The 18,130-nt window shown below is 58.8% G+C and carries 16 protein-coding genes; 4 read left to right on the top strand and 12 right to left on the bottom strand.

The genetic code is table 11. The features are described 5' to 3' along the window. Positions 1 to 11 precede the first annotated feature (11 nt). The 3 genes from ACZ3HH_RS12995 to ACZ3HH_RS13005 all read right to left on the bottom strand — a co-directional run bounded on the left by ACZ3HH_RS12995 (position 12) and on the right by ACZ3HH_RS13005 (position 3,855). A complete protein-coding gene (locus ACZ3HH_RS12995; protein ID WP_367374394.1) occupies positions 12 to 1,727 on the bottom strand; it encodes a proline--tRNA ligase in 1,716 nt (571 codons plus the stop codon). A gap of 143 nt (positions 1,728 to 1,870) precedes the next feature. Continuing rightward, positions 1,871 to 3,430 carry an AmpG family muropeptide MFS transporter gene (locus ACZ3HH_RS13000; protein ID WP_465805097.1) on the bottom strand — a complete coding sequence of 520 codons (1,560 nt, stop codon included), beginning with the start codon at positions 3,428 to 3,430 and terminating at the stop codon, positions 1,871 to 1,873. Between the two features lie 44 nt (positions 3,431 to 3,474). Continuing rightward, on the bottom strand, positions 3,475 to 3,855 hold the full coding sequence (locus tag ACZ3HH_RS13005) for an MGMT family protein (protein ID WP_465805098.1): 381 nt from the start codon (positions 3,853 to 3,855) through the stop codon (positions 3,475 to 3,477). A gap of 138 nt (positions 3,856 to 3,993) precedes the next feature. Here ACZ3HH_RS13005 and ACZ3HH_RS13010 point away from each other — a divergent pair, with 138 nt between their 5' ends. After that, positions 3,994 to 5,001: a DUF481 domain-containing protein gene (locus tag ACZ3HH_RS13010; protein WP_465805100.1), complete on the top strand. Its 1,008-nt coding sequence runs from the start codon at positions 3,994 to 3,996 to the stop codon at positions 4,999 to 5,001. A gap of 166 nt (positions 5,002 to 5,167) precedes the next feature. Here the strand turns inward: ACZ3HH_RS13010 and ACZ3HH_RS13015 are convergent, their stop codons facing one another. Beyond that, on the bottom strand, positions 5,168 to 5,377 hold the full coding sequence (locus ACZ3HH_RS13015; RefSeq protein ID WP_002554837.1) for a cold-shock protein: 210 nt from the start codon (positions 5,375 to 5,377) through the stop codon (positions 5,168 to 5,170). A 354-nt stretch (positions 5,378 to 5,731) separates the two neighbouring features. Here ACZ3HH_RS13015 and dcd point away from each other — a divergent pair, with 354 nt between their 5' ends. Both dcd and ACZ3HH_RS13025 read left to right on the top strand, forming a co-directional pair. After that, the gene (dcd, locus tag ACZ3HH_RS13020; protein ID WP_007904652.1) at positions 5,732 to 6,298 is read left to right on the top strand and encodes a dCTP deaminase; all 567 of its coding nucleotides are present in this window, start codon (positions 5,732 to 5,734) and stop codon (positions 6,296 to 6,298) included. Between the two features lie 107 nt (positions 6,299 to 6,405). Next, positions 6,406 to 6,615 (top strand): hypothetical protein, encoded by a 210-nt coding sequence (locus tag ACZ3HH_RS13025; protein WP_465805131.1) that lies wholly within the window; start codon positions 6,406 to 6,408, stop codon positions 6,613 to 6,615. Between the two features lie 170 nt (positions 6,616 to 6,785). Here ACZ3HH_RS13025 and ACZ3HH_RS13030 read toward each other — a convergent pair whose 3' ends face one another. The 8 genes from ACZ3HH_RS13030 to ACZ3HH_RS13065 all read right to left on the bottom strand — a co-directional run bounded on the left by ACZ3HH_RS13030 (position 6,786) and on the right by ACZ3HH_RS13065 (position 16,880). Continuing rightward, on the bottom strand, positions 6,786 to 7,550 hold the full coding sequence (locus tag ACZ3HH_RS13030) for an ABC transporter ATP-binding protein (RefSeq protein WP_465805132.1): 765 nt from the start codon (positions 7,548 to 7,550) through the stop codon (positions 6,786 to 6,788). Positions 7,551 to 7,563: 13 nt separating this feature from the next. Further along, entirely contained in the window at positions 7,564 to 8,682 is a 1,119-nt protein-coding gene (locus ACZ3HH_RS13035) for a succinylglutamate desuccinylase/aspartoacylase family protein (protein ID WP_465805134.1), read from the bottom strand. A gap of 12 nt (positions 8,683 to 8,694) precedes the next feature. Continuing rightward, positions 8,695 to 9,405: an ABC transporter permease gene (locus ACZ3HH_RS13040; RefSeq protein WP_367374400.1), complete on the bottom strand. Its 711-nt coding sequence runs from the start codon at positions 9,403 to 9,405 to the stop codon at positions 8,695 to 8,697. After that, positions 9,402 to 10,130, bottom strand: coding sequence for an ABC transporter permease (locus tag ACZ3HH_RS13045; RefSeq protein WP_367374401.1), 729 nt, complete (start codon positions 10,128 to 10,130; stop codon positions 9,402 to 9,404). The genes ACZ3HH_RS13040 and ACZ3HH_RS13045 overlap by 4 nt, the downstream gene beginning before the upstream one ends. A gap of 56 nt (positions 10,131 to 10,186) precedes the next feature. Then, positions 10,187 to 10,969: a transporter substrate-binding domain-containing protein gene (locus tag ACZ3HH_RS13050; protein ID WP_123360580.1), complete on the bottom strand. Its 783-nt coding sequence runs from the start codon at positions 10,967 to 10,969 to the stop codon at positions 10,187 to 10,189. A gap of 401 nt (positions 10,970 to 11,370) precedes the next feature. Beyond that, on the bottom strand, positions 11,371 to 13,059 hold the full coding sequence (locus tag ACZ3HH_RS13055) for an ATP-dependent DNA ligase (protein WP_465805137.1): 1,689 nt from the start codon (positions 13,057 to 13,059) through the stop codon (positions 11,371 to 11,373). After that, on the bottom strand, positions 13,056 to 14,087 hold the full coding sequence (locus ACZ3HH_RS13060) for a ligase-associated DNA damage response exonuclease (RefSeq protein ID WP_465805138.1): 1,032 nt from the start codon (positions 14,085 to 14,087) through the stop codon (positions 13,056 to 13,058). Before ACZ3HH_RS13060 ends, ACZ3HH_RS13055 begins: the two co-directional genes overlap by 4 nt. Positions 14,088 to 14,429: 342 nt before the next feature. Further along, positions 14,430 to 16,880, bottom strand: coding sequence for a penicillin acylase family protein (locus tag ACZ3HH_RS13065; protein WP_465805140.1), 2,451 nt, complete (start codon positions 16,878 to 16,880; stop codon positions 14,430 to 14,432). 636 nt (positions 16,881 to 17,516) lie between these two features. On the opposite strand from ACZ3HH_RS13065, the gene ACZ3HH_RS13070 reads away from it, so the two are divergent. After that, a complete protein-coding gene (locus ACZ3HH_RS13070) occupies positions 17,517 to 18,074 on the top strand; it encodes a cysteine hydrolase family protein (RefSeq protein WP_465805142.1) in 558 nt (185 codons plus the stop codon). Positions 18,075 to 18,130 lie beyond the last annotated feature (56 nt).

The raw sequence follows: 18,130 nt of genomic DNA on the forward strand, positions 1-18,130 counted from the left end.
TCTATCTGGTGTCAGCGGCGGATACGGGCCTGGAGGAAAGACAACACGTCAGCGACCGGCAGCGCTTGCGCCTCGGCCTCTGTGCGGCTCTTGTATTCCAGATTGCCGTCGGCGAGGCCGCGATCACTGACCACGATCCGGTGTGGAATGCCGATCAGTTCCATGTCGGCGAACTTGATGCCCGGGCTGGTTTTCTTGTCGCGGTCGTCCAGCAGCACTTCGAAGCCGGCGGCAGTCAGTTCTGCGTAGAGCTTGTCGGTGGCTTCGCGAACCTGTTCGGTTTCGTAGCGCAGCGGAACCAGGGCAACCTGGAACGGAGCCAGAGCATCGCTCCAGATAATCCCGTTCTCGTCATTGTTCTGTTCGATGGCGGCAGCCACCACGCGAGACACGCCAATGCCATAGCAGCCCATTTCCAGGGTGACCGGCTTGCCGTTCTCGCCCAGCACTTCGCACTTCATCGCTTTGCTGTACTTGTTGCCCAGCTGGAAGATGTGCCCGACTTCGATGCCGCGCTTGATTTCCAGGGTGCCTTTGCCGTCAGGGCTCGGATCACCGGCCACGACGTTACGCAGGTCGGCGACGGTCGGAACCGGCAGATCACGCTCCCAGTTCACGCCGAAGTAGTGCTTGTCGTCGATGTTGGCACCGATGCCGAAGTCGCTCATCAGCTCGACGGAACGGTCGATGATGATCGGCAGTGGCAGGTTCAACGGACCAAGAGAGCCAGCGCCGGCGCCAATGGCGTCGCGCAGTTCGGCTTCGGAAGCCATGACCAGCGGGCTGGCAACGCCAGGCTGGTTGGCGGCCTTGATTTCGTTCAGCTCGTGGTCGCCACGGATGATCAGGGCAATCAGTTTGCCTTGCTCTTCAGCGTGCACCACCAGGGTCTTGATGGTTTTTTCGATCGGCAGGTTGAAGCCTTCGACCAGTTGCGCAATGGTCTTGGCGTTCGGCGTGTCGACCAGGCGCAGCTCTTCGCTAGGTGCGGCGCGGGAGGTTTCACGTGGCACGGCTTCGGCTTTCTCGATGTTCGCCGCGTAGTCGGAACCATTGCTGAAAACGATATCGTCTTCGCCGGATTCGGCCAGTACGTGGAACTCGTGGGAGCCGGCGCCACCGATCGAGCCGTTGTCGGCTTCAACCGGACGGAACTTCAGGCCCAGACGGGTGAACACGTTGCAGTACGCCTGGTGCATGCGGTCGTAGGTGATCTGCAGCGAAGGCTGATCAGCGTGAAACGAATAGGCGTCCTTCATGATGAACTCGCGACCGCGCATCAAACCGAAGCGTGGGCGGATTTCGTCACGGAATTTGGTCTGGATCTGATACAGGTTGATCGGCAGCTGTTTGTAGCTGCTCAGCTCGTTGCGCATCAGGTCGGTGATGACTTCTTCGTGAGTCGGGCCGGCGCAGAAGTCGCGACCGTGGCGATCCTTGAAGCGCAGCAATTCCGGGCCGTATTCTTCCCAGCGACCGGATTCCTGCCACAGCTCAGCCGGTTGCGTGCTCGGCATCAACACTTCGAGAGAGCCGGCGGCGTTCATTTCTTCACGCACGATGGCTTCGACCTTGCGCATCACTCGCAAGCCCATGGGCAGCCAGGTGTACAGGCCCGAGGCGAGTTTGCGGATCATGCCGGCGCGCAACATCAGCTGATGGCTGATGACGACCGCGTCGGAAGGCGTTTCTTTCTGTGTGGCGAGCAAAAATTGACTGGTGCGCATGGTTGGCCGTTGTCGGTTGCTGATGACGAGAAATGACGGAACATTGTACGGGCGAGATCTGCTGGCGTACAGGAGTGCGGCCGGCTGTGTCGCGGAGGGCGAGAATCTGCCCGCCCTCTGCAATGCTTCCTGCGTAAAAAAGCCTACGACTCTTCCGCGACCTGGGTTTGAGCTGGTTCGGGCGTCGGTGTCGGGCCGGCGCGGCGGTTTTCCTGGAACCAGTGCAAGGCGATCAACAGCAGGGTTGGGACGCCCAGCAGGGCGGTGATCAGGAAGAAATTGTGATAGCCGAACTTCTCCACCATGACCCCTGAGTAGCCGCCGATCAGGCGAGGCAGCAGGAGCATGATCGAGCTGAGCAGGGCGTACTGGGTCGCGGAGAACTTCAAGTTTGTCAGGCTCGACAGGTAGGCGACAAACGCCGAAGTCGCCAGGCCCGAGCTGAAGTTATCCAGGGAAATGGTAAGGATCAGCATGTTCAGGTTGGCGCCCATGTCGGCGAGCATCAGGAACAGCAGGTTGGTGCCGGCTGATGCAATGCCGCCGATGAGCAGAATCGGCAAGATGCCGAAGCGCACGATCAGCAGGCCGCCCATGCCGGCGCCGACCAGGGTCATGATCAGGCCAAAGATCTTGCTGACGCTGGCAATCTGATCCTTGGTGAAGCCTTGGTCGATGTAGAACACGTTGGCCATCACACCCATGACCGTATCGGACATCCGATAGGTGGCGATCAGCCCAAGCAGCAGGAACGCTTGCCAGCGGTAGCGCAGAATGAAGTCGTTGATCGGCGTCAGCACCGGAGCCAAGCCACGTCGGCCAATGGCCGACAGGCACATGGCAGTGAGCGTGGTGTAGAGGATCGCACGCAGGAATGCGCGGTCTTCGAGCAGCAGGTCGAGCACGCTCACGCCTTCGAACAGCACGCTGGCGAAATCGGTGTTGTACAGCTGGGTAAACATGGCTGGCACGGAAACCAGCAGCACGATCAGCACAAACACCGATGCCAGTTGATGCACAAAGCTGTAGCGCCCGGCCTGAAGTTGAGTTCGCAACGGCACTGGCGGTTCACGCATGAAGAGGGACGTCAGCAGTGCCGGGACCATCAGCGCGCCAAACAGCAGGTAAGTGCCGGCCCATGCCGAATGCTTATAGTTGAAACCGGTGGAACCGAAGCCTTCGGCGAAGAACAGGGCGCCGGCGGTGGCCAGCAGCGCAGCGATCCGATAACCGGACATGTAACTGGCGGCGAGCGCGGCCTGGCGGGTGTCGTCGGCGATTTCCAGGCGATAGGCGTCTACTGCAATGTCTTGTGTCGCCGAGGCGAAAGCAACGACCACAGCAATAGCGATCAGCCAGGACAAATGCTTTTGCGGGTCGCAGAAACCCATCCCGATCAGGCCGAGAATAACCAGTGCCTGGGAAAGCACAAGCCAGGAGCGTCGTCGACCGAGCTTGCCGAGCAGTGGCAGGCGCCATTGGTCGAGCAGCGGGGACCAGACCCATTTAAAGGCGTAGGCCAGGCCGATCAGGCTTGCATAGCCGATGGTTTCGCGGGCAACACCGGCCTCGCGCAGCCAGACTGAAAGCGTCGAAAACACCAGCATGTAGGGCAGGCCGGCGGCGAAACCAAGCAGCAATAGCACGAGCGTCGAGGGGCTGGCATAGGCGGCGAGCGCGGCGCGCCAGGTTTTACGGGGCATGGGCTGGAGTCTGCCTCAAGAATTACGGAAACAAAGCGCGCACTCTAACCGCTGTGCTCTACCGGGCGCCAGCCATGGCGCTGAATATCAACACGATTGTTCAGGATACTGATGCCTTCCATGCGCAATCGGGCCCGTTGTTCATCCCCCGAGGGGCTGCCCACGGGCAGGCTGATTCGTCCGCCGGCACCCAGCACGCGGTGCCAAGGCAATTTGGTGTCGCCGGGCAGTTGGCTCAGTGTTCGCCCGACCCAGCGGGCAGCACGACCCAGTCCCGCGAGCTCGGCCAGTTGGCCATAGCTCACGACTTTGCCCTCGGGCACTTGTGCCAGGGTCAGGTAGAGCGCCGTGCGTCGGATTTGCGCCGCGCTTTCGGTTTCAGAGGTTGAATCGGTCACGTCCCGGGCTTCCTGAAAAATGTGCATTGACCGTCTGTAGAGTAAATCCTGGATCGCCTATTGAGAATTGAACTCAATAGAAATAGTCGGGTCAGTCCTTGTCAGGGCCTTATTCGTAAGGATAATGCCGACTTTTTTTCGCAAAGTTGAGCCTTCGATTCGCTTATGTTGTCCAGAACCTTGCTGTGCCTTGCTGTCGTCAGTGCTTCCACTCCCTTGCTTGCCGATACCGTCTGGTTGAAGAACGGTGACAAATTGAGCGGTAAAATCACGCTCTTCGACGGTGGCAAGCTGCTGGTCCAGACCGAGTATGCCGGTGCAGTGCCGATCGATTGGGACAAGGTAAAAACCCTGGAGAGTGATCAGCATATGCTGGTCAAGCAGGATGCCTACAGCGGCGAGGTGGCCAAGTCGCTGCACGCGGCGGAAGACGGCAAGGTCACTCTGGCCAATGGTGACGCACCCAAAACGGTGGAGCTGGCGAGCATCCGGCAGATGCTCAAGCCCAAGCCGGTGGTCGAGGATTTGGTGTGGAAAGGTAATGTCGACATGGCGCTGGATTATCGGCGGGCCGAAAAAGATACCGATGATTATGACGTGGGCTTCAAAACCAGCGCACGTCACGGTCGGTGGCGTCATACGGCGGAAGGTGAATACAACCGCGAGTTCCAGGATGACGTCGTCACCACTGATAACTGGCGTGCCGAATATTCTCTTGACCGATTCCTCACCGAGAAGTGGTTCTGGCAAGGTCGTTTGAACTATAAGCGAGACAAGGTCGAAGAGCTTTCCCGTCAGCGCACCATCGGTACCGGTCCCGGTTATCAATTCTGGGATAACGAGCTGGGCGCCTTCTCCTTGGGTTCGCTGCTGAATAACACGGATTATGAGTATTCCAACGGCAGCAAGGAAAACTTCTATTCCTTGGCGATGAAGTGGGACTACAACCGCTATCTGGTCGGCAAGAAGGTCGAGTTCTTCACCAATGGTGAGGTCGGAAAACCATTGTCGGGCGTGGCGGATTACGCCCTCGATGCCGAGGTCGGCCTGCGCTACAAAGTTACCGATTGGGCGTCGCTGAACCTGAAGGCCGAGAGAGATATCATCAGCGGAAGTGATGAGGCTGACCTGAGCAAAACCCGATACACCGCAGGGTTTGGCGTGGCCTGGTAACACGCTGAAAAATTAAAAGATCGCAGCCTTTGGCAGCTCCTGCACGGGATTGAGGTACATCCTGTAGGGGCTGTCGAAGGCTGCGATCTTTTTTGCCATGCAAAACACACAGGCACAAAAAAGCCCCGCTTTTAAGGGCGGGGCTTTTTACTAAAGCAGTTACAAGTTAGATAACTTGAACTTCTTCAGCTTGCATGCCTTTCTGACCGCGGGTAGCGATGAAAGAAACCTGTTGGCCTTCTTTCAGGCTTTTGAAGCCGTCGGATTGGATAGCTTTGAAGTGAACGAACAGGTCGTCACCGGATTGTGGAGTGATGAAGCCGAAGCCTTTTTCATCGTTGAACCACTTAACGGTACCGGTTTGGCGATTAGACATGGTGTAACTCCTTGAACAAAGATAACTGCGACGCAGGAAGAACCCTGGCCGAGACTGAGTGCAAAGAGCAGGAAAAATTCTTGTAGATGGTTGGATCGAAATTCAACATATCGTGTAGAGATTCTCAGTGACACAAGCAGCACAGTGGCGCCACCTTAACCCTTTTTCCGGAACGTGCCAATGGTTCTTGCGAAGGTTTCTCTGTTTTCATGACTGACGGTGCATCGAATGGCGGTGAAGGCCCTGAATTCACGGGGGATCGTCGAGAATTGTCTCCCGGACTTTGAACCCGGAGCGCCTGCCCGGTAAGATGCCGGACAGAATTTTTCCACCTCGCTATTCAGGACACCCGCCATGAGCATCAAATCGGACAAGTGGATTCGCCGCATGGCGCAGGAACACGGCATGATCGAGCCTTTCGTCGAGCGCCAGGTGCGCGGCAGCGACGATAGCCGTGTGATCTCCTACGGCGTGTCCAGCTACGGCTACGATGTGCGTTGCACCAATCACTTCAAGGTGTTTACCAACATCAATTCGGCGATCGTCGACCCGAAAAACTTCGATGCTGGCAGCTTCGTCGACATCCACAGCGACGTGTGCATCATTCCGCCGAACTCCTTCGCTCTGGCCAGCACCGTCGAATACTTCCGCATCCCGCGTAACGTATTGACCATTTGCCTGGGTAAAAGCACCTACGCGCGTTGCGGCATCATCGTCAACGTCACGCCGCTCGAGCCTGAGTGGGAAGGTCACGTGACCCTGGAGTTCTCCAACACCACCAATCTGCCGGCGAAAATCTACGCGAACGAAGGTGTGGCGCAGATGTTGTTCCTTGAGTCGGACGAAGAGTGCGAAGTCTCCTACAAGGACCGTGGCGGCAAGTACCAGGGCCAGCGTGGCGTGACCCTGCCGCGTACCTGAGTCAGCCGTCTGACAAGCCGTTGGAATTCCTGAGCGGGCGTACACTCTATGGAATGTACTGCTCCGATTCGCGCAAGGCGGATCGGGCCATCGCTCAGGAGTGTTTCATGAAGATCGATCCGCGAATAAGTGCCGAACTGGCAAGGCTTGAGCCCAATCAGGTTGGCCTGCTGGCTTGGTCCTTGTTGGCATATCCGCCAGTCAGCATGGCAGGGGGCATCCCCCATCAGCCTGATCCCGACACCCCCAATGAAGATCCGACAGAACCCGGAGAGCCCACTCTGCCGGATGAGCCGCCTCCTGCGCCTGTGGTCTGATCCCTGTCGCTGAAATCCGCTCCTGTAGGCGCTGCCGAAGGCTCGGGCCGCGTTCGGACGATCTTTGGTGGGTTGCGAGATTTCACAGCCGAAAAGCCAGATCAAAAGATCGCAGGCTTCGCCAGCTCCTACAGAGCGATCTGTAGAGGTGGGCGAAACCTGCGATCTTTTTATTTCAGGTTGCCGCTCAAGAACTGCTTCAGTCGCTCGCTCTTCGGATTACCCAGCACATCCTCCGGCGCACCTTCTTCTTCCACCAATCCCTGGTGCAGAAACAGCACCTGGCTCGATACCTTGCGGGCGAAGCTCATTTCGTGGGTGACCATGATCATGGTCCGGCCTTCTTCGGCCAGGCCCTGGATGACTTTGAGCACTTCGCCCACCAGTTCCGGGTCGAGCGCCGAGGTCGGTTCGTCGAACAGCATGACTTCCGGTTCCATGGCCAGCGCGCGGGCAATGGCTACCCGTTGTTGCTGGCCGCCTGAAAGGAACGCCGGGTATTGATCCGCCACGCGTGCCGCCAGACCCACCTTGTCGAGGTAACGTCGGGCACGGTCTTCGGCCTCTTTCTTGCTGCAACCGAGCACCCGGCGCGGAGCCATGGTGATGTTTTCCAGCACCGTCATGTGACTCCACAGGTTGAAGTGCTGGAACACCATGGCCAGGCGCGTGCGGATTCGCTGCAATTCATCGTCATCGGCGACGCGCATTCCGTGACGGTCATGGATCATGCGGATCGTCTGGCCGTCCATGGTCATGGCGCCGTCATTGGGCTGTTCGAGAAAGTTGATGCAGCGCAAAAAGGTGCTTTTGCCCGAGCCGCTGGCGCCGATCAGGCTGATGACGTCGCCGGTTTTGGCCTTGAGCGAAACGCCTTTGAGCACCTGATGATCGCCATAGCTTTTATGCAGGCCTTCGATGGTCAGTTTGTACATGGGGCATGCATCCTCAAGGCGAAAGTAGGTAACCGCTGCGATAGGCTTCGGTGCCCGCAACGTGGGCGATCACCATGCCGGCAGTGGCCATGCGCCGCAGCGAGCGGGCGTACATCAGCCCGGCGGCGGTGCAATGAACAGGGGTGACACGATCATTGATCGGGTCGATCACTTCGGCGATCAGTTGCCCGGCCTCCAGGTATTCCCCGGGCAGGGCGGTGAACACCAGCAGCCCACCCACCGACGTCGCCACCGGTTCGACGCCGGCCAACGGTGTGGCCGGGTAGGGCAGGTCGGGTAATGGCGCCGGCTCACCGGCAATCGCGCCGAAATGAATCAGATAATCGATCAGCGCCTGGCAATCGAGGCTGGCCAGCGGGTGATTGACGTCGCCCTGGCCGCGTAATTCGACGGTGACCGAAAAACTGCCCAGCGGAATCTCGAACTGCTCGCCGAAGCGCTCTTTCAACTGCCACCAGAGCAGGGTGAAGCATTCATCGAACGACTGGCCGCCAGAGTCGGTGGCCAGCAGGCTGGCTTCGGAACCGATGTAGCGCGCCAGCGGCTCGACCTGCGGCCAAGCCTCGGGCGTGGTGTAAAGGTGCGCCACGGCTTCGAAATCGCAATGCAGGTCCAGCACCATGTCCGCATCGCAGGCCAGCCGTTGCAGGGTCAGGCGTTGGGATTGCAGTTGCGTGCCTGCGGTCTGCCGCGCCAACGCCTTGCGCAGGCTGTCGCGGATCAGTTCGAGGTTGCGTTGCGGATCGTCGCCGAGCAGGCCTTCGATCTCATTGCCGACTTCTTCACTCAAGTCGACGAACCAGCGATTGAAGTTCTGCCCGCTTTCCAGCTCGTAGCGGCCCAGTGGAACGTCCATCAACACTTGTTCCAGGCCGACCGGGTTGGCCACGGGCACCAGCACGATTTCGCTGCACAGCCGGCCGGCGGCTTCCAGCTCCGCCAGACGTTGTTTGAGGTGCCAGGCCACCAACATGCCGGGCAATTCATCGGCATGCAGGGAGGACTGAATGTAAATCTTGCCTTTGGCCGACTGCGGGCCGAAGTGGAAGCTGTGAATCTGTCGCACGGTCCCCGGCAGCGGGGCCAGCAGGTCATGAATCTGGTGGCGCATGAACGAGTTGTCCTAGTGAGTCGGCCCGAGGAAGGCCAGCCATCGGCGTTCGGCGAGACGGAACAGGCCGACCAGCGCAAAGGTAACGGTCAGGTAGATCAGCGCGGCGATGCCGAACGACTGGAATGTCAGGAAGGTCGCAGAGTTCGCATCGCGAGCGACTTTCAGTACATCCGGGATGGTCGCGGTGAACGCCACGGTCGTCGAGTGCAGCATCAGAATCACTTCGTTGCTGTAATAAGGCAACGAGCGACGCAGGGCCGACGGCATGATGATGTAGGCATAGAGCTTCCAGCCTGACAGGCCGTAGGCCTTGGCCGCTTCGACTTCGCCGTGGGCCATGCTGCGAATCGCCCCGGCGAAGATCTCCGTGGTGTAGGCGCAGGTGTTCAGGGCGAAAGCCAGGATCGTGCAGTTCATCGCATCGCGAAAGAACGCATCAAGGACTGGCTGGGCACGCACGGCGGCCAGGCTGTAGATGCCGGTGTAGCAAATCAGCAACTGGATATACAGCGGCGTACCCCGGAACAGGTAGGTGTAGAACTGCACCGGCCAGCGGACGTAGACCTTGGGCGAAACCCTGGCGATGGACAGTGGGATCGACACCAGAAAACCGATGAAGATCGACGCGCTGAGCAGCCACATGGTCATGGCCAGGCCAGTGATGTTGTAGCCGTCGGTATAAAGGAAGGGTTTCCAGTATTCCTGCAAGAGTTCGATCATCGTACCGCCTCCCGGGAACCGGCGGCGTAGCGGCGTTCGAGCCAGCGCAGGACAAAATTGGACGCACTGGTGATCAGCAGGTAAATCAATGCGGCAAGCACCAGGAAGTAGAACAGTTGATAAGTGCTTTTACCGGCGTCCTGCGCAGCCTTGACCAGATCGGCGAGGCCGATGATCGAAACCAACGCAGTGGCCTTGAGCATCACCATCCAGTTGTTGCCAATGCCGGGCAAGGCGAAGCGCATCATTTGCGGGAACACCACGATACGAAAACGCTGACCGCGTTTGAGGCCATAGGCGGTGGCGGCTTCGACCTGGCCCCGCGGTACGGCGAGGATCGCGCCACGGAAGGTTTCGGTGAAATACGCGCCATAAATGAAGCCCAGGGTAATGACCCCGGCGCTGAACGGGTTGATCTCGATGTATTCCCATTCCATGAAATCGGTAAACGAGGTCAGCCAGGTTTGCAGGCTGTAGAAAATAAGCAGCATCAGCACCAGATCCGGCACCCCGCGAATCAGCGTGGTGTAGAGCTGGGCCGGTACCCGCAGCAGTTTGACTTTTGACAGCTTGGCACTGGCGCCCAACAGGCCGAGCAACACGGCCACTAACAGCGACAACACCGATAATTTGATGGTCATCCAGGTGCCTTCCATCAGCAACGGGCCGAAGCCCTGGAGGCTGAAGGCTGAGAGCCCCAGGTTTTGTAAGAGGTTTTCGAACATAAATCAGCAACCTGATCGGGTGAAAAAAGCGCCCATCGCGAGATGGGCGCCGGGCATTATTTGCCGCTGTACAGATTCAGATCGCCAAAGTGTTTCTTCTGAATGGTGGCGTAGGTGCCATCGTCGTGTAACGCTTTGATACCTTTATCCAAAAGTGCTTTGAGGTCTTTGTTACCTTTCGAGATACCGACCGCTGTTTTAGCGGGCAGCAATTCGCTGTCGACTGGCTTGCTGACTTCGTAATCGGCGCCTTTTGGCGACTTCAGGAAGCCCAGCTCGGCTTGCAACATGTCCTGGATGGCTGCGTCGAGACGGCCGGAAGTCAGGTCGGAATACACCTGATCCTGGTTCTGATAGGCCTGGGTTTTCACGCCGGCTTTGTCCAGCACGGCTTTGGCATAGGCTTCCTGAATGGTGCCTTGCTCGTAACCGACGGTTTTGCCCTTCAGTGAAGCGACGTCTTCAGTCAGGCCGGAACCTTTCTTGAACACGTAAGCAGTAGGGCCGGAGAACAGCTCGCTGGAGAAGTCGATGACTTTTTCGCGGGCCGGGGTGACGGTCATCGATGAGATCACACCGTCGAATTTATTGGCTTTCAAGCCTGGAATCATGCCGTCGAAATCGCTTTCGACCCATTTGCACTTGACCTTCAGTTCGGCACAGATCGCATTGCCCAGGTCGATGTCGAAGCCTACCAGGCTGCCGTCGGCTGCTTTGGACTCGAACGGCGCGTAGGAAGGGTCAACGCCAAAACGCAATTCTTTGTATTCCTTGGCCAGCGCGGAGCCAGCAGCCATGCACAACGCCAGTGCAGAAAGGGTCAGCAATGCTTTTTTCATTATTCAATCCCTAAGAACCAATATGAGCGCTTGTGGCGCAGAAGTACTGTTACTGGAAAGCGTAAGACCTATTAAAAGTAGCAATTTCCGAACCAGAGTCCCGAACAAGCGTTTAAAAGGTAATACAAGAAGTGGCAAAGCGCGATAGTGCACGAAAATGGGCATCGCCAGATTCCTGCGCCAGGGTGGTGCCAAGTGTGGGGGAGACAATGCCAGATCAGTAGTCACAATCCATGTGGGAGCGGCGGTGCGACGATTCGACTTGCTCGCGAAGAGGGAGTGTCAGTCGACATTAATGTTGCCTGACACACCACTTTCGCGAGCAAGTCGAATCGTCGCACCGCCGCTCCCACAGGTTCTGCAACTTCACTGACCTGCATTGGTGCAATGCAGGGATCAGGTCAGGCGAGCAAATCCTGCAACGTCGCCAAGCTGTCAGCTTCCTCCACCGATTTGTCGTGCCGCCAACGCAGCATCCGCGGAAACCGCACCGCAATCCCGCTCTTGTGCCGTTTCGACAGGGCAATACCTTCGAACCCCAGCTCAAATACCAAAGTCGGCTTCACACTACTGACCAGTCCGAATTTTTCCACCGTGGTCTTGCGCACGATGCTATCGACCTGCCGCATTTCTTCGTCAGTCAATCCGGAGTAGGCCTTGGCGAAAGGCACCAGCGTTCGCTCGCTCGCGTCGGGCGGGCCGTCCCACGCAGCGAAGGTGTAATCGGTGTAGAGACTGGCCCGGCGGCCATGGCCTTGCTGGGCATAGATCAGCACTGCATCAACGCTGAACGGGTCGACTTTCCATTTCCACCATACGCCCATGTCCTTGGTCCGCCCGACGCCATACAGCGCATCGCGGGCCTTGAGCATCATGCCTTCGACGCCCAATTTGCGAGAGGCCTCTCGTTGGCGGGCGAGGTCGAACCAGTCTTCACCGGCCAGTACGGGCGAGCTCAATAACACCGGGTTTGCGCAGGAATTGACGAGTTGTTCCAGCTGAGTGCGGCGCGTGGCTTGAGTCTGATTGCGCCAATCCTCACCCTGCCATTCCAGCAGGTCATAGGCCTGGATGACCACGGGCACTTCATCGAGGATTTTCTTGCTCAGCGTTCTACGGCTGATCCGCTGTTGCAGCAGGGCGAAAGGCAGCACAGAAGGTGACGATGGCGATTGCGCGTCGAAAGCGTCCTCGATGCCCGGTTGCACGGCTTTCCAGGCGACAATTTCACCATCGATCACCGTGCCATCGGGTAAGTCACGAACCAGGCTCTCCAGTTCGGGGAAGCGTTCGCTCACCAGTTCTTCACCTCGCGACCAGATCCACAAGCGCCCGTCGCGTTTGACCACTTGAGCGCGGATGCCGTCCCACTTCCATTCCACTTGCCATTGACTGGCCGGGCCGAGCACGGCTTCGAACTGCTCGACCGGATGCGACAAAGCATGGGCGAGGAAAAACGGGTACGGCTGGCCACCCCGTTGGGCATGCTCATTGGGTGATTCGGGGGCGATCAGCTTCAGGTAACTGGCGGCGCTTGGGCGGTTGGACAGATCGGTATAACCCACCAGCCGCTGGGCCACACGCTTGCTGTCGAGCCCGGCCATGGTCGCCAGCGCGCGGGTGACCAGCAATTTGGAGACACCGACACGGAAACTGCCAGTGATCAATTTGATGCACAGCATCAGACTCTGGCGATCCAGTTGCGCCCACAGGGCGGGCAAGCATTCGGCGAGGGTCAGTGGAGGCGCATTACGCAGCGGCAGCAGTTTGTTTTCAATCCACACCGCCAGTCCGTCGGTAGAAGTGTGCTGCGTTTCGGGCAGCACCAGCGAGATGGTTTCCGCCAGATCACCGACGGCCTGATAACTTTCTTCGAACAACCAGGGCGAGAGCCCGGAAAACGCTGTGGCCATTTCCCGCAGCATTCGTACCGGCGCCCATTGCCGAGGTCGTCCACCGGACAGAAAATACACCGCCCAGGCGGCATCTTCGGGCGAGGCTTGGGCGAAATAGTTCTGCATCGCCGTCAGTTTGGTGTTGCTCGAGGTGGTGGTATCGAGTTCGGCATACAAGTCGGCGAAGGCTTTCATGCCAGCACCTCGGCGCGCTCGGGTTCGAGAATTGTGGTGTCTTCATCATCGCCGTATTCGGTGCTGAAACTCATGGCATCGAGGCCTGATTCGCGTAGATGGCGCACCAGCACCCCGATCGATCCATGGGTGACGATCACGCGCTCGGCTCCGGTTTGTTCGATGGCCCACAGCAGGCCGGGCCAATCAGCGTGATCAGACAGCACGAAGCCACGGTCCACGCCGCGCCGGCGCCGTGTACCGCGCAAGCGCATCCAACCGCTGGCGAAGCCATCGCTGTAGTCACCGAAACGCCGTACCCAAGGGCTGGTACCCGCCGAAGGCGGCGCGAGAACCAAGGCCTTGCGCATCATCGGGTCATGTTTTTTTACTTCGGCGCAATAGATCGTTGGCGGTAAGTAAATGCCGCTCTCGCGATAAATCCGATTGATGGGTTCAACCGCGCCATGTACCAGAATGGGGCCGAGGCTGGCATCGATGCCGTGGAGAATCCGCTGAGCCTTGCCGAAGGCGTAGCAGAGCAGCACGCTGGTTTTGTCGGCTGCGGCGTTGGTCTGCCACCACTGATTGATCTCGGCAAAGATCTGCCTCTGGGGTTGCCAGCGGTAAATCGGCAGACCGAACGTCGATTCCGTGATGAACGTGTGGCAACGCACCGGTTCGAACGGCGCACAGGTGCCGTCGGGTTCGGTTTTGTAATCCCCCGAGGCGACCCAGACTTCCCCGCCATATTCCAAACTCACTTGGGCCGAGCCGAGCACGTGGCCTGCGGGGTGAAAACTCAGTTTTACCCCTTGGTGCAGCAATGGCTCGCCATAGGGCAGCGTTTGCAGGTTGATGTCCTGGCCCAGACGCGCGCGCAGAATGCCTGCACCCGGTGCCGCCGCCAGATAATGTTGATTGCCGCGGCGAGCATGGTCGCTGTGGGCGTGGGTGATGACCGAGCGTTCGACCGGCTGCCATGGGTCGATATAGAAATCACCGGGCGGGCAGTACAAACCTTCAGGACGAGCGATAACAAGGTCCATATTGTTACCCAAATGGAGAGGCCTGTTAGCTAGGAGGTTTGCGCGAGACGAGAAGTTCTATTTATTTTCGAAGAAGAATAGAGGCGTTAATCAGACCGCCTTCGCGAGCAAGCCAGTGAAAGTTCTTAGAGAGGAACATCGCACTTGTGGCGAGGGAGCTTGCTCCCGTTGGGGCGCGCAGCGGCCCCGAATCTGCCGCCGAGGGAATCCAGATAGAACACCGGCGTCTGTTTTGCGACTGCTTTGCAGTCGAGCGGGAGCAAGCTCCCTCGCCACAATGGATTTTCAGCAACAATGGGACCGGCAGCATGCTTTCGCGAGCAAGCCCGGTCCCACTCGAAGTTACTTGCCAGGCGTCAGCGTCAACCGCGTCTTGCCATACACCTTGTCAAAGTTCTGCGGCTGCATCGGCAGGCTCATGTATTGCCCCTTGAGCCATGGATCGACGCTGTCGAGGTAGTGCGGGCTGGCCGGGTTGCCGGACTGGCCGGTACCGTTCTGGCCCATCAGCGGTTCGGCCTGGCCGAAATCGACGATAAAGCGCATGGCCGGCGCCAGCGTGGTGTTGAAGTCCTGACCCCAGGTGAACGCGGCGGTGTTGAGCGTGGTGTGGTCGCCGCCGGCTGCCAACGGACCGCGCACGGTCTGACCGCTGGCGTTCTTCCACTCGTAGCGATGCAGTTTGCCCCACTGCCAGGCTTTGTGATCGCCACCCAACTGGCTGTCACCCGCGCTGATCGCGGCTGCCAGGCTGCGGGCGAGAGTCGTCGGTTTGTCTTCTTTCTGCGCAGTGCGCACGTCATCCCAGAACGGACTGTCTTCGCGGCCCAGAAGGTGATCGGCCTGCGCCGCATAGGACAACTTGCCGTTGGCGATAAAGGCTTTCCACGCCGGGCTGCTTTCCGGGCCCAGTTCGTCGAGGAAAATCTGTTGAGTGCTTGCCTGCAGAAACAGCTCGTAAATCGCCGCGTCGGCGGAGGTCGGGCTGAGTTTGCCGTCGAAAGCCATCAAGCGCGTGTAGGCCTCGCGAGCCTTGCCGCGATCGGCAACCGGCAGCGCTTCGATGGCTTGCTTGAGTGGCTGGGACATGCCCGGCGCTTCAAACATTTTCTTCAGCTTGGCAGCGAAGGTGGTGGTCTGGTCGTATTGCATGGCGATCAGGCTACGCGTGTCGTGTTTGCCCACACCCGCCAGTTCGGCCATGCGTTCGCCGCGTTCCGGTGCCGACCAGGAATTGGACAGCTGCATGCCATAGCCATGAGGAATGACCCGCTGGTTGGCGGTGCCGAGCCAGCCTTGAGCCGGGTCCTGGTCATACGGATGGAGCATCGGGTCGGCGTAACCGTCCCAGTCGTAGCGACCTTCCCAACCCGGAGATGGCAGCAAGCCTTCGCCTTCGCGACGGTTCGGGTAGCGGCCGGTAACTTGCCAGCCGATATTGCTGGCATCGGCAAACACCAGATTCAGGGCGATGGCGCGTATCTCACGGCTGGCGTCCGAGGCCTTCTCGACGCTTTGCGCTCGGGACAGGTCGAAAAAGGCGTCCAGGGTTTTGTCGTCGGTGAAGTTCGGCGTCTGCAAGGCCAGGCCGAAACCATTCGCCAGTGCGGTGCCTTGGGCGCTATTGAGCAGCGGCCCGTGGCGGGTTTCGTACACCGCTTCGCGAATCGGCCGCTGGCCTTTGACGAAGTAGGTTTCGTTGCGCACGATCGCCGGCTGCCATTTGCCGCCCACTTCGTAAGAAAGGCCGTTGCCCTGGCGTTTGATTTTTTCCAGGAACAGGTCCTGGTTGTCGCCCATGACCGTGGTCATGCTCCACGCCACTTTGCCGTTGAAACCACCGAGCACCATCGGTAGCCCGGCAATGGTCACGCCGGAAGCCTGGTATTTCGGCGCGCGAATCTGCACGTAACTGAACAGCGACGGCACGCCCAGCGGCCCATGGCTATCGCTGGCCAGCAAGCTTTTGCCACTGCGGCTGCGTTGCGGGGCGATCGCCCAGTTGTTCGAAGAGGTGGCGCCCAGCAGATTCAGGTCGGACAGTTGGCCGGTGGCCTTGCTGATTTCGCTCAGCCCCGGGATTTGCCCGTTGAGTTTGATGCCTTGAAGTTTTTCGGCTTCAGCGACCGGCAGTTTTTCGTCCGGGGCGGACGGCGCAAGCCATGCCAGTTTGTCGGTACTGACCGTTTGGGCCAGCATCAGCGAGGAAATTTCTTCCGGCAGGTTCGCCGATTGACTGAAATTCAGCAGGCAGAAAATCAGCGCCGAATCTTCCGGCTTCCAGTACTCAGGCTTGTAGCCAGTGGCCGCGAGATCGGCAGGCAGTTTGTCGCGATAGCGGAACAGGTAGGCGTTGACCCCACGGGCATAGACTTCGAAGAAACGCTTGAGGCGTGGCGAGGAGGCCTTATACAGCTCACCCGCGCTTTTCTTCAGATTGACTGCTCGCATGTAGCGGTCGGCATCGAGCAGGTCCGAACCGGACATCTCCGCCAGACGGCCCTGGGCCAGCAAACGCAGGGTGACCATTTGGCTGATGCGGTCGCTGGCATGCACGTAGCCGAGGGTGAACAGCGCATCGTGGAAACTGTTGCTCTCAATCAGCGGCATGCCCATGGCATTGCGCCGAACCGAAACGTTCTGCGCCAGGCCTTTGAGCGGTTGCACGCCGGAGGCTGGCGGGAGGGTGTCCTGGGTGTTCCAGGTCTGACAACCAGTCAGGCTCAAAACACTGGCCACTGCTGCGGCAACGCCGAACCGGGGAAGAAAATGTGTGAGGGCTGGCGAGGCCATGGCAAAGCTCCTGCGGGGGTAAGTGGTGCCCCGCCTCGAAATTCGCTGTTCAGTGTTGACGGTGTCTAATGTCGTCAGACTGCGTTGCCGCTCTTCGCCATAGCGGGCTATGACTCGTCGCGGCGCCTTGTCTGACAACATTAGCCACTCGTCAAAACTGAACGGACTTCCGAGGCGGGGCACAATAAAGGCGCTACGTTAGTGAGCAGGAGGTGGCCGCGCAAGCGGGGTATGGGGTTATTTCAGGAAATGTCTGATAAACCGCAAATCCACAGACAATAATGGCCCTTGTGGCGAGGGAGCTTGCTCCCGCTGGAGTGCGAAGCGCTCCCAACCCAGGCCCTGCATACTATTCGAGAGCACAGCGTCTATTTTGCGACTGCTTCGCAGCCGAGCGGGAGCAAGCTCCCTCGCCACAGGGTTGGTGGATACCTGAGGGGGTGTGTTCGCATCAGGGTTTAGGCGGATTAATCTTGGCCACCAGCGCATACGCCTTTCACCGTCGCCGGGCGGTTCTGGATGTCGGACAGCGACCGTCGGCATCAGGTCGTCCTGTTTGCGTTTGATGGCTTGCCAGTAGGAAGAGGTGATGCTGAAGTGCGGGAAATTCAATGCCCCAGCAGGAGAAAAGTCGGCATGGAGCTCAAGACAAACGCGGCGCTGATCATCATCGATCAACAAAAAGGCATCCTGCATCCAAAACTGGGCCGTCGAAACAACCCTCAAGCCGAAGAGCGCATCCTGGAATTGCTGGGGCATTGGCGTCGAACCGGGCGGCCGGTGATTCATGTGCAGCACCTGTCCCGCTCAGAGGATTCAGTGTTCTGGCCACAGCAATCGGGGGTGGAGTTTCAGGAGCGTTTTCAACCATCAATCGGTGAGTGGCTGATTCAGAAACAGGTGCCGGATGCCTTTTGCTCGACGGGTCTGGAGGCGCGTTTGCGCGAGGCGGGGATCGATCAGTTGATCATCGTTGGCGTGGCGACCCACAACTCGGTGGAGTCCACGGCGCGAACGGCCGGGAATCTGGGGTTTGAAACGTGGGTTGCGCAGGATGCGTGCTTTACCTTCGACAAGGCGGACTTTTTCGGCAATGCCCATTCAGCCGAGGAAGTGCATGCGATGTCGCTGGGTAATTTGCAGGGTGAGTATGCGACGGTCGTCAGTACTGCGAAAATTCTGCAGGCCGACTAAAAAACCTGTGGGAGCGGGCTTGCCCGCGATGAGGATCTAACTGAAACAGTTGTATT

This window comes from Pseudomonas sp. PME37.24/025, from assembly GCF_055556615.1.

Coding starts and splice junctions, on each gene's coding strand:
- ACZ3HH_RS12995 (WP_367374394.1), bottom strand. CDS start 1,727: ATGCGCACCAGTCAATTTTTGCTCGCCACACAGAAAGAAACGCCTTCC.
- ACZ3HH_RS13000 (WP_465805097.1), bottom strand. CDS start 3,430: ATGCCCCGTAAAACCTGGCGCGCCGCGCTCGCCGCCTATGCCAGCCCC.
- ACZ3HH_RS13005 (WP_465805098.1), bottom strand. CDS start 3,855: ATGCACATTTTTCAGGAAGCCCGGGACGTGACCGATTCAACCTCTGAA.
- ACZ3HH_RS13010 (WP_465805100.1), top strand. CDS start 3,994: ATGTTGTCCAGAACCTTGCTGTGCCTTGCTGTCGTCAGTGCTTCCACT.
- ACZ3HH_RS13015 (WP_002554837.1), bottom strand. CDS start 5,377: ATGTCTAATCGCCAAACCGGTACCGTTAAGTGGTTCAACGATGAAAAA.
- dcd (WP_007904652.1), top strand. CDS start 5,732: ATGAGCATCAAATCGGACAAGTGGATTCGCCGCATGGCGCAGGAACAC.
- ACZ3HH_RS13025 (WP_465805131.1), top strand. CDS start 6,406: ATGAAGATCGATCCGCGAATAAGTGCCGAACTGGCAAGGCTTGAGCCC.
- ACZ3HH_RS13030 (WP_465805132.1), bottom strand. CDS start 7,550: ATGTACAAACTGACCATCGAAGGCCTGCATAAAAGCTATGGCGATCAT.
- ACZ3HH_RS13035 (WP_465805134.1), bottom strand. CDS start 8,682: ATGCGCCACCAGATTCATGACCTGCTGGCCCCGCTGCCGGGGACCGTG.
- ACZ3HH_RS13040 (WP_367374400.1), bottom strand. CDS start 9,405: ATGATCGAACTCTTGCAGGAATACTGGAAACCCTTCCTTTATACCGAC.
- ACZ3HH_RS13045 (WP_367374401.1), bottom strand. CDS start 10,130: ATGTTCGAAAACCTCTTACAAAACCTGGGGCTCTCAGCCTTCAGCCTC.
- ACZ3HH_RS13050 (WP_123360580.1), bottom strand. CDS start 10,969: ATGAAAAAAGCATTGCTGACCCTTTCTGCACTGGCGTTGTGCATGGCT.
- ACZ3HH_RS13055 (WP_465805137.1), bottom strand. CDS start 13,059: ATGAAAGCCTTCGCCGACTTGTATGCCGAACTCGATACCACCACCTCG.
- ACZ3HH_RS13060 (WP_465805138.1), bottom strand. CDS start 14,087: ATGGACCTTGTTATCGCTCGTCCTGAAGGTTTGTACTGCCCGCCCGGT.
- ACZ3HH_RS13065 (WP_465805140.1), bottom strand. CDS start 16,880: ATGGCCTCGCCAGCCCTCACACATTTTCTTCCCCGGTTCGGCGTTGCC.
- ACZ3HH_RS13070 (WP_465805142.1), top strand. CDS start 17,517: ATGGAGCTCAAGACAAACGCGGCGCTGATCATCATCGATCAACAAAAA.